Consider the following 1,081-nt stretch of genomic DNA (forward strand, 5'->3'; position numbering starts at 1 on the left):
TGTACCCGGCCATCAGGTTGGTAGCAGCCGGCTGATCGGCGGAAGCCCTCCGAGTGCGCTGTGGCGTCGTTGAGTGTTGTAGTGCTCGAGCCAGGGCGCAAGAGCGGCGGCGCGGTCGTCGTTGCTGATGAAGACCTGGCGGTAGGCCCACTCGGTGGCCAGGGTCCGGTTGAGGCGCTCAACTTTCCCGTTCTGCCAGGGGCAGTGGGGCTTGATGAACTTCTGCTTGATGTCGTGGTCGGCGCAGACTTTGCGCAGCGACCACCGATACGCCCACGCGTTGTCGGTCATCAGTCGTTCGATCTGGGTGATGCCGTGGGTAGCGAAGTAGGCGATGGCGCGTTCGAGGAAGTCGGCGCAGGTCGGGCCTTTCTCGTCGAGCAGGACCTCGGAGTAGGCCAGTCGGGAGTGGTCGTCGACGAGTGAGTGGACGTAGTCGTAGCCGACCTTTGCGGACCGGTCGCGTTGGATCGAGTCGGCTCCACGGCCGTGGGCTCGCCAACCACCACCGTCGGGGATCTTGCCGAGCTTCTTGACGTCCATGTGCACCAGCTCGCCGGGTCGCTCGCGTTCGTAACGCACAGCAGTCTGTTTCGAAGACCGGATCACCTCACCAGTGATCGGGTCACACTCGCGCAGATAGGGCACGTCATGGCGCCGCAGGATTCGTGACACCGTCCGGGCCGAGACCCCGACCTTCGGACCGAGGACGTCGGGCCCGTCACGATGCTCGACACGGGCAGCGAGGACCTTCTGTTCGACCTCGTCGCTGGTCTTGGCCGGCATCGAGTGCGGTCGAGACGAGCGCGTGATCAAACCGGCTTCGCCTTCGTCGGCGTAGCGGTCGATCCAGGTCTTCACGCACTTGCGAGACACCCCCATCGCGGCGGCGATGTGGGCCTTGGGCCAGCCAGCCTGATACCGCTGGACGATCAGTCGACGACCGTGAACGGTCAACCGAGCACTACCGTGGGACACGAGAACCTCCGGGTTGGAGTGGGCCTTAGACAAGCCACATCCCACTCGGGGGTTCTCGTTCGTTCAACCAGGCACGCTGCTACCAACGTCCTGGCCGGGTACA

The 1,081-nt window shown here is 64.4% G+C and carries 1 protein-coding gene; it reads right to left on the reverse strand.

From position 1 onward, the window contains the following. Positions 1-12: 12 nt before the first annotated feature. Positions 13-978 (reverse strand): IS481 family transposase, encoded by a 966-nt coding sequence (locus CF8_RS20470; protein WP_084622978.1) that lies wholly within the window; start codon positions 976-978, stop codon positions 13-15. Positions 979-1,081: the final 103 nt, after the last annotated feature.

It is taken from the genome of Nocardioides sp. CF8, from assembly GCF_000389985.1.
In the GTDB taxonomy this organism is placed as follows: Bacteria; Actinomycetota; Actinomycetes; order Propionibacteriales; family Nocardioidaceae; genus Nocardioides; species Nocardioides allogilvus.